Below are 8,757 nucleotides of genomic sequence, written 5' to 3' on the forward strand. Positions count from 1 at the left end.
GGCTACAGGCTCACTTTCAAGAACTCATCTAAAAATGAAGAACTAACTTCTTCCTCTTTTTCAGATTGGTTTGATTGTTTTTGTTGTTGATTTTGTTGCTTTTGTTCGCGTTCACGATTTAAGTAAGATGAATTATCAGTTTGCAATGATTGATAAAGGTCAATTTTTTCTACTTGTAGATTATTCATCTGTAGTGCTTGCTTTAAACCATCCATATTTGATTGTAATAACTCTTTCGCTTTTCCAGATGAAGCAATAATTGTTGCAGTCATTCCTTGATCATTTTTAACTAGTTCAATAGAAATTCGTCCCAAGTGTTCTGGAAAGAGTTTTATAAATATTTTTTGTTGACCCATCTCATTCGTAAAATTACTTTTTTGAATGATATTTTGGAAGTCTCTAACAAATTGATTCGCCTCAGCCTTATTAGTTGTTTTACTAATGAATAAAGCAAACTGTTTAACATTTTCCCCAGTAAACGATTGATTTGAAGATGAAAAGTTTTGATTTTCCGTTTCGGAAGTATTTATTTTTGTCATTGAGACAGGTTCTATATCAACTTCTTCAGTATTAGAGATTCCTTGTTTTTCAGTATTAACTTTTGTATCAGTTAATTGTGAAGTCGATACCATTTTCAAGATACTATCAGATACAATCTTAATTTGATCAGTACTCAAACCATTATCTTCTAAAAATTTGTCTAAAACCGGTATCAATTTCTTTATATCACTTTGAGAAATTTCACTGGTTGAATTTTGAAGTTGATCAGTTGGTTTTGCTTCAGATTTAATCGTTTCCATTAACTTTGAAAGAATATTAGATAAAATCGTTGAAATACCTTTTAGATCATCTAATTGGTTTATTTCTGTTGATTTTTTAATGTCCACTGAAGTTAAAATGGCATTCATGAAACCTTTTGAGTCTGTTGATAAAATTCCATCTGATAAATTAAAAGCAGTATTACTGGAGTCATTACTTTTTGATGAATCCTGTATAGACGTTTCAAGTTGTTTTTGAATCAATGACTGTAATAGTGTTAATAAATCAGCCATCCAATTCAACTGATCTGTATCAGCGTCACTACTTTCTTCTATTTTTCCAAGTGCATCTTCTATTAGCTTTTCTAGTTTGTTTATATCAGCCTTTTCTTCGATATTTTTCACTAGTTTAATATTTTTTTCACTCGGTTGAACTGTTTGAAGAGATTGTGAGTCCTTCATAACTTTATCAAAAGATTTATTATTCTTCTGAAAATATGAAGATTTTGATTTCAATGGTTGCACGATATTGAATAATTGATTTTTTTCAATCCCATTCATACTGTTCACCTCCCTCCACTTTACTGTCTGTTATCTTGAATTTGCTGTCATCATGGAAGTAAACTTAGCAGCTTTTTTAACATCCATGTTAGCTAGAATTTCTGTTACTGCCTCGTTTTTAAGGTTTGAAAGAATATAAAATGCTTCATCTTCTGTTACTGACTGTAATATTTGAGCTGCTTGTTTTGAAGACATTTGCTCATAAGTTGTAAATAGTTTTTTAGATAAAGCCTTTTTCTCTTCCTCTGAATCAATTGTTGCTGTATTTCTTTCTTCTAAATCCTTTATTTGTTGTCTCAACTTTTCAGCTTCAATTCGTAAACTGTTAATATGTTGATCTTTTTCTTTTGATTTACTTTTCAATGTTTTTAATTCTTCTTCAACTTTTTTATTTGTTGCTGTAAGCTTTGTAAGCTTATCTTTCATTTGCTCATTTTCTGATATTGGAGACTCACTTTTCACGTATGATTCAATAAATGGAATATGTGAAGCAATCTTCCTTGCCTCTTTCGGTACATTAACACCAGCGACATATAAGATAATAACTGCAATTGTTACAGTAAAAAGTATTGGAATTAAAAAGACAAAGATAAAATATTGGAAAGTGCTATAATCTTTTTCGTTCGTCTCAATCTGCATATTCATCACCTATTAGTTTCGATTTACAAATTGTTGAAGAGATAGGTCATCCATGAGTTTAGACTCTAAATTAAGTAAATTTGCATATTGAAGTTTAAAAGCTTTTTCCTTCATCTTTTCAAATTTCTTCACTTCTACATTTTGATCGAGTAATTCTTCTTGTTTAGTAAGCATAATATTTCTAGTTCGCATTACATCAATTTGAGCTTTTGAAATGTCTCTCTCTAATGCGTCTCTAAAAAGTTGTTGTTGTTTAATTCCAATGATTGAAAGGCCTAAATTTAATTCTTGTTCTGTATGTTCATCAAGCATTTCTTTTTTTCTTAGAAGCTCATATAATTTAGTCGCTTCTTTCTCAAAGGTTTTAACAGCAACTTCATAGCTCATTTGAACTTGTTCTTTTTCTTTTTGTTTAATTGTTAATATTTTTTCAAATCGAAATGGTATTGCCATTATTGATCACCCTTACTAACAATTGAATTTAAAAGTTGAACGGTCTCTTCTGCTGAATAATTTTCATGAACAGATTGCTTAAAAAATTCAACAATTTTTGGATAATAAAATATAGCTTCATCAATTTCTACGCTTGTTCCTCGTTTATAGGCACCGATGTTGATTAAATCCTCTGAATTTAAATACGTTGCTAATAACGTTCGAACTCTATCAGCTAGTATCAAATTTTCTCTCGGTACGACTGCTGACATTACCCTACTTACGCTTTTAAGAACATTGATTGCTGGAAATTGACCTTTATTTGCCAATTCACGATCTAATACAATATGACCGTCTAAAATACCGCGGACTGTATCTGAAATCGGTTCATTTAAATCATCTCCATCAACTAGTACAGTGTAAAATGCGCTTATTGTGCCATGCTCACTTGTACCTGTTCTTTCAAGTAATTTAGGTAATATCGCAAATACAGAAGGTGTATAACCTTTAGTTGTTGGTGGTTCTCCTGTCGCTAAACCGATTTCACGTTGAGCCATAGCAACACGTGTAACACTATCCATCATGAACATGACATTTAAGCCACGATCTCGAAAATATTCAGCGATTGCTGTTGCCGTAAAAGCTCCTTTTAGTCTCATTAATGCTGGTTGATCAGAAGTAGCTACAACGACAATTGATTTTGCTAAACCTTCAGGGCCTAGATCTCTTTCAATAAATTCTCGAACCTCTCGACCACGTTCTCCAATTAATGCAATGACGTTTAAATCTGCAGTCGCGTTTCTAGCAATCATCCCCATTAACGTACTTTTACCAACACCACTACCTGCGAAAATTCCGATTCTTTGACCACTTCCGACACTTAGCATACTATCGATTACTTTTACACCAACCTCAACTTGTTCCGAAATTGGTGGTCTCTTCATCGGATTTGGTGGATCGTTTTCAGTTGCTACTGGTCTTAAGCCTTTTGGTAAACTTGAACCATCAAGCGGTTCTCCTAAGGCATTAACAACTTGTCCAATTAATGAATTACCAACTTTTACTTGAAGTGACTGTCCTGTAGTTTCAACAATACAACCTGGTGAAATATCATGTACATTTGTATAAGGCATAAGTAAGACGTTTTCATCATTGAATCCAACAACTTCTGCAAATACTTTCTTCTTTTGATTTTTATCAAGAAAGATGTAACATAAGTCGCCAATTGAGGCTTTCGGACCTTTTGATTCAATCATCAATCCTATTACTCTTAGCACCTTACCGTACCTTCTATAAGAGTCTATTGAAGGAAGCTGTTGGATCACTCTAGTTAGTTGCATCTACTTCCTCCTGACTTAGTTCTAAAAGTTTCCTAGAAATTTCACTTAATTGAACATCCACACTTGCATCAATTCTTCCAAATGAAGAATCAATTACGCAGCTACCTATTGATAATGTTTCATCCGGATAAATAAATAACTTTGATTCATTTAGTAATATTTTTTCTAATTCAACCCGTTGAGACACTAATAAATCATATTGAGAAGGATGAATTGTTAATCGAATATCCTTCTCTTCTCTGATTTCATGTAAAACCTTCTTGACGATTGGCAATAGATGCTCCTGATTTTGATCAATTTCAAGTAATAAAATATGTTCTGAAACTGCTAAGCCAAGCTTTAAAATCGCATCTTCACTTTCTTCTATTCTGTTTAGATAATCAACTTTAGAAGATTCTACTACTTCTTTCGCTTCATTTAATAAACTCTCATATTCATACATAGCAATTTGTCGGCCTTCCTCTTTCCCAAGAGCAATACCCTCTTCTTTTGCTAAATGAATCAAATTGTTCTTTTCTTCAAACCAAAGTTGCTTCATTTGGTCTATTTCTAATTGAGCATCTCTTTTTTGAATCTCAATTTCTTGTTTAACAAGTTCCAATTTATTTTGATATGTTTCAAGCTCTTCCTTAATATTGAGAAGTTGCTCGTTATCATTATCATTTTCTAACAGTTCTTCAGTTTGATGAAAGACTCTTTGGATACCGATTGTTTTTGTTGGAGTAGTTTCATTTTGCAATTGCTGTCTCTTTATTAGATTAGACAATGATATCCTCTCCTCCGCCTCTAGCAACTACGATTATGCCTGATTCTTCTAATCGACGAATAGTTGATACGATACGAGTTTGAGCTTCTTCTACATCACGTAAACGAACCGGTCCAAGATACTCCATTTCTTCCATAAATGTTTCTGCCATTCGGTTTGACATGTTCTTGAAGATAACGTTTTTAACTTCTTCACTAGCAACTTTAAGTGATAGCATAAGGTCTTCATTATCAACATCTCGAATAACGCGTTGAATTGATCGATTATCAAGGGTAACAATATCTTCGAATACAAACATTCTCTTTTTAATTTCTTCTGCCAGTTCAGGGTCCTGAACTTCAAGTGCTTCTAAAATTGTTCTTTCTGTACTTCGATCGACACCGTTTAATACATCAACAACAGTTTCTATACCACCAGTTTGTGTATAATCTTGCGTCACACTTGTTGATAGTTTTCTTTCTAAGAGCTGTTCTACTTCATTAATGATTTCTGGTGATGTACTATCCATTAATGCGATCCTTTTTGCAATATCCGCCTGCATATCTTGTGGTAACTCAGAAAGGATTTGACCTGCCTGAATTGAATCAAGATAAGATAAGATAAGATTAAAGCGATTGTTTGAGGATGCTCATTTTGAATAAAGTTTAATATTTGTGATGGATCAGCTTTTCTAGCAAAATCAAATGGTTTAACGTGTAATGAAGATGTCAATCTATTAATGATTGTTTGAGCTTGATCTCCACCTAATGCTTTTTCCAAAATTGTTTTTGCATAGCCGATACCACCTTGCGTGATATATTCTTGCGCTAATGCGATTTGGTGAAATTCTTCTATAATACCTTCTTTATCCTTCGCTTCTACCTTACGAACACCAGAAATCTCAAGTGTTAATCTCTCAATTTCTTCCTCAGATAAATGCTTGTATACTTGAGCAGATACATCTGGACCAAGAGAAATAAGAAGAATAGCAGCCTTTTGTTTACCACTTAACTCAGTTGATTTATCTTTCTTTGCCATTGTTCTCCTCCTAGTCCTCTGAAATCCAGCTTCTTAATAGTTTCGCAAATTCTTCTGGCTTTTCTTTTGCCATTTTTTCTAATTGCTTTCTTCTTACAGTTCCATCCGTTTCAGTTTCATTATTTATGTCTGGTACATCAATAATTGGTCCACCTAAATCCTCAACTGTAATTTCTTCTTCTTGTCGACGTTTACGAAGTAATAAGAATACTAGAATGATAATAATTAACAATAAAGCGCCACCAGCGATATACATCCATAATGGAATTGTTGACTTCGTAGTAGTTAAGGCAGCATTATTTCCTTTAAATTGCGAAACTGAGACTGCAACTTTTTCTGCTACTTGGTCTTGAGTTAACTCTACTCCATCTTTGTTGTATCCTTTATCGATTGATGTTTTTACAATTGTGCCAAGCATTTGTTTGATTTCATCAATTGTTTGCTGTGGTAGTGAGTTCACATCTTTTGGATTAGGTGGTTCAACAGCAAGTTGAATACTTAAATCTCTAATTCGATATGGTGCATCAACGATTTCATTTTTAATTCGATTGACATCATAGTTAATTCTTTCTTCTTCTTTTGTATAATCTCCATTAGATGAAGTATTTGAACCTTGATAGCTAGCAATATCTTCATCACCAGTTCCAGCTACTCCACCATCAGTTGGCTTCGAACCAGCATAAGCTTCTTTTATTTTTTCTGAGCTTACGGCAATTCCTTGGATATTTTCTTTATCAACTGGTTCTACTAATTCCTGGTTACTTTTCTTTTGGCTAAAATCGACATCAGCAATTACACTAACAGCAACTTTATCAGGACCCATCATTTTACCAAGCAATTGTTGAACTTGAAGTTGAATATCTTTTTCTACATTATTTTTAATATTTTCTTGTGATGCAATATCTGTACCAATTTGTGATTCTTCATCTTCATTTTTTATGTCAAAACTATCAAAATATTGGTTGGTTATGACGATATTAGAAATAGGTAAGTTAGGAACACTTTTTGAAACTAAATGATAAAGAGCAGTTTTTTGTTCTTGATTAAACTTATAACCAGCTTCCGTTTCTAATACGATTGAAGCGGATGCCTCTCCAGCCTCATCTGTGATCCACAAACTCTTTTCTGGAAGGGTTATCATTACTTTCGCATTATTAATCCCATCTATTTCTTTCATTAAATTAGCAAGTTCATTTTGCATAGCTTCTAGCTTTACAACATTAAACTCACTATCAGTCATACTAAAATTGGAATTACTTCCAAAAAACTCATAATCGATTGTACCTGAATCTGGAATACCTTTTGAAGCAAGGTCTACCTTCAGCTCATCAACTACCGTATCTGGTACATATATTGTTTGACCATTATCCTTAATTTCAGAAGTGATCCCTTTTGAATCTAGCGTCTCTTTTATTTGCCCTGTTTCAGAAGGGGAAAGATTACTATATAAAGGAACTAAATTTTCTTTCGTAAAAAAATAAGTACTTGCTGCTAATATAACTACTAATAGGACTGGGAGCCCAATTAAGAATGATTTTTGTTTTAACGTTCGTTCCGTCCAAAAATTCTTTATTCGAGCGATCCATCCCTTCACCTTTTCGTTCATTACAATCCCCCAGATGTTGTTCAAAATATGAAAAACATTTTATATATATTTATTTAGCTGACTTAAATTGGTTTTCCCATTACATTTGCATTCTCATCATTTCTTGATATGCATCAATAACTTTATTTCGAATTTCCATCGTAGTTTGTAACATAATACTAGATTTTTCAGATGCGATCATGACATTATGTAAATCAACGTTTTCGCCTCTTACTAATTTATTTGTTAAATCACTTGAAGCAAGGCCTGCCTCGTTTACTTCATTAATAGAATCTTTTAAAAAACCTGCAAATTTAGATTGTATTTCACCTGATGTACTAACAGCATTTGTTGGTTTTAGAGGCTGTAAATTAAACGATTGAATTTGATTGATTTGTGTCATCTAATGTCCCTACCTTTACTTTCCAATTTCTAAGGCTTTTGTTAAAAGCCCTTTAGATGCATTTAGAACCGTAACATTCGCTTCATATGATCTTGTTGCACTCATTAAATCTACCATTTCCTTTAACGGATCTACGTTTGGCATTTGTACATATCCATTCTCATCGGCATCAGGGTGCTCAGGATTATATACTAATTTAAAAGGGGACTGATCCTCTGATATTTTAGTCACTTTAACACCGCTCCCAGCACTAGCGTTTGATTGTACAGTGTCATTGAAAATACTTGCAAAACTACCACTTCCGTTGCTAGAAGAGATTTCTACCATTTTTCTTCTGTATGGTTGCCAAACTCCATCTACCATTTTTGATCTAGTAGTTTCTGAATTCGCCATATTGGATGAAACTACATCCATTCGTAGTCTTTGCATTGTAAGTGCAGAAGCTGAAGTATTAATACTATTAAAAATACTCAAAACCTATTTCCCTCCTCTTATGACACTCTTCAATGTATTGAACTGTCCGTTAATTCGATCAACTAAAGCTTGGTTATATATCTGATTTTCAGCTAACTGAGCCATTTCAGTATCTAAATCAACATTATTTCCATTATGTGAATAAGAAGTATCACTTTTTTCAATGATTGAATTAGATGATGTTTGTCCATATTTAAAATCAAAGTGTTTACTATTCGTTCTATTTGCCATAAAGTTCGCATTCATTTCATTTTCGAGAAAGGACTTAAAAGATACATCTTTTGCTTTGTAATTTGGCGTATCTGCATTTGCTATATTTTGAGAAATAGCCTTTTGCTTTTGTACTGAATAATCAAGTCCTCTTTCTAATGCAGTGATTGTATTAGAAAATAATTTCATATGTCCTCCTCTGTCTATCAAAAACGTCTTAATCTTACAAAAATCAACATTTTATATCTAATATATAAATATTTCGACAATATGTTCCAATCTACTACGTAATAAATTATAACTATGTAAGACTTGCATTGAAACTGTATATTTTCACATATTACAAATAGGTATATTGGACTAAAATATTAAGCGAATTGAAGTCATATTGTTAATTCGTATGAAATATTTTCTATAAAATATGACAAATTATTTCATATTTGAAACATTACTTTAATAATTATACTATATATTACCAAGAAACGACCGAATTTGGTATACGTTTCACAATAATTTAAATATTTTGTCTAAAAATATCACTGGAAATTCTTCAATTTTATACAAATTTATGG

9 protein-coding genes and 1 pseudogene are annotated in these 8,757 nt (G+C 32.5%); all 10 read right to left on the reverse strand.

All coding sequences use genetic code 11. The features are described 5' to 3' along the window. Window positions 1-2: 2 nt before the first annotated feature. Window positions 3-1,319 carry a flagellar hook-length control protein FliK gene (locus tag V7056_RS04010; protein ID WP_499699500.1) on the reverse strand — a complete coding sequence of 439 codons (1,317 nt, stop codon included), beginning with the start codon at window positions 1,317-1,319 and terminating at the stop codon, window positions 3-5. Between the two features lie 30 nt (window positions 1,320-1,349). After that, complete coding sequence (locus V7056_RS04015) at window positions 1,350-1,958, reverse strand: MotE family protein (RefSeq protein WP_499699502.1); 609 nt, start codon at window positions 1,956-1,958, stop codon at window positions 1,350-1,352. Between the two features lie 12 nt (window positions 1,959-1,970). Continuing rightward, window positions 1,971-2,411, reverse strand: coding sequence for a flagellar export protein FliJ (fliJ, locus tag V7056_RS04020; protein WP_499699504.1), 441 nt, complete (start codon window positions 2,409-2,411; stop codon window positions 1,971-1,973). Next, complete coding sequence (gene fliI, locus V7056_RS04025) at window positions 2,411-3,730, reverse strand: flagellar protein export ATPase FliI (protein ID WP_499699506.1); 1,320 nt, start codon at window positions 3,728-3,730, stop codon at window positions 2,411-2,413. The genes fliJ and fliI overlap by 1 nt, the downstream gene beginning before the upstream one ends. Next, entirely contained in the window at window positions 3,717-4,496 is a 780-nt protein-coding gene (gene fliH / locus V7056_RS04030) for a flagellar assembly protein FliH (RefSeq protein ID WP_499699508.1), read from the reverse strand. Before fliH ends, fliI begins: the two co-directional genes overlap by 14 nt. Continuing rightward, window positions 4,489-5,513 (reverse strand): annotated as a pseudogene (fliG, locus tag V7056_RS04035) (flagellar motor switch protein FliG). Before fliG ends, fliH begins: the two are co-directional and overlap by 8 nt. 10 nt (window positions 5,514-5,523) lie before the next feature. Continuing rightward, on the reverse strand, window positions 5,524-7,119 hold the full coding sequence (gene fliF / locus V7056_RS04040) for a flagellar basal-body MS-ring/collar protein FliF (RefSeq protein ID WP_499699510.1): 1,596 nt from the start codon (window positions 7,117-7,119) through the stop codon (window positions 5,524-5,526). Window positions 7,120-7,198: 79 nt separating this feature from the next. Next, complete coding sequence (gene fliE / locus V7056_RS04045) at window positions 7,199-7,501, reverse strand: flagellar hook-basal body complex protein FliE (protein WP_499699512.1); 303 nt, start codon at window positions 7,499-7,501, stop codon at window positions 7,199-7,201. Window positions 7,502-7,516: 15 nt separating this feature from the next. Beyond that, window positions 7,517-7,975, reverse strand: a complete 459-nt coding sequence (gene flgC, locus V7056_RS04050; protein WP_499699514.1) for a flagellar basal body rod protein FlgC — start codon at window positions 7,973-7,975, stop codon at window positions 7,517-7,519. Between the two features lie 3 nt (window positions 7,976-7,978). Next, window positions 7,979-8,374 (reverse strand): flagellar basal body rod protein FlgB, encoded by a 396-nt coding sequence (flgB, locus tag V7056_RS04055; RefSeq protein WP_499699516.1) that lies wholly within the window; start codon window positions 8,372-8,374, stop codon window positions 7,979-7,981. Window positions 8,375-8,757: the final 383 nt, after the last annotated feature.

The organism is Bacillus sp. JJ664 (assembly GCF_036962205.1).
GTDB lineage: Bacteria > Bacillota > Bacilli > Bacillales > Bacillaceae_G > Gottfriedia.